The 390-nt window shown below is 63.1% G+C and carries 1 protein-coding gene; it reads left to right on the top strand.

Annotated features, from left to right (window positions below):
* Positions 1-338: TonB-dependent receptor (locus CVH10_RS18060; RefSeq protein ID WP_146143024.1), on the top strand; the 338-nt coding region annotated here is incomplete at its 5' end.
* Positions 339-390 lie beyond the last annotated feature (52 nt).

Raw genomic sequence — 390 nt, 5'->3', positions numbered from 1 at the left:
CGCCAGGCCAGTCCATTACCAATGCGGTCGGCGACCGCTTCGTCAACGCGCCGCGACACCAGGCCGGATTCTGGACCCGCTATCAGGTTCCCAAGCTGCGGACGGCCTTCGCCTTCGGCGGCGAATATGTGGCCGAGCGGGTCGGCTTCAACAACGAACGCGTCAAACCCTACACCGTATTCGACGCCTCGATCACCACGACGCTCGATGTCGCCAAGGTTCGGCTGCGTGTCGACAATCTGTTCGACAAGACCTATGCGGCCTCCGGCTTTGGTCTTCAGGGATCCTTCCCCGGCGAACCGCGCACTGTGTTTGTCGAAGTCAGCCACGCCTTCTGAGCCGTCGGATGGCGCGCTTCCCCGTTCAGGCCGGCGGAAAGACGCCCAAGAA

This window comes from Halomonas sp. ND22Bw (assembly GCF_003011945.1).
Classification (GTDB): domain Bacteria; phylum Pseudomonadota; class Gammaproteobacteria; order Pseudomonadales; family Halomonadaceae; genus Halomonas; species Halomonas halophila.
Note: the sequence above shows the minus strand (reverse complement) of the source record. Positions and strands in the feature narration are given on the sequence as shown.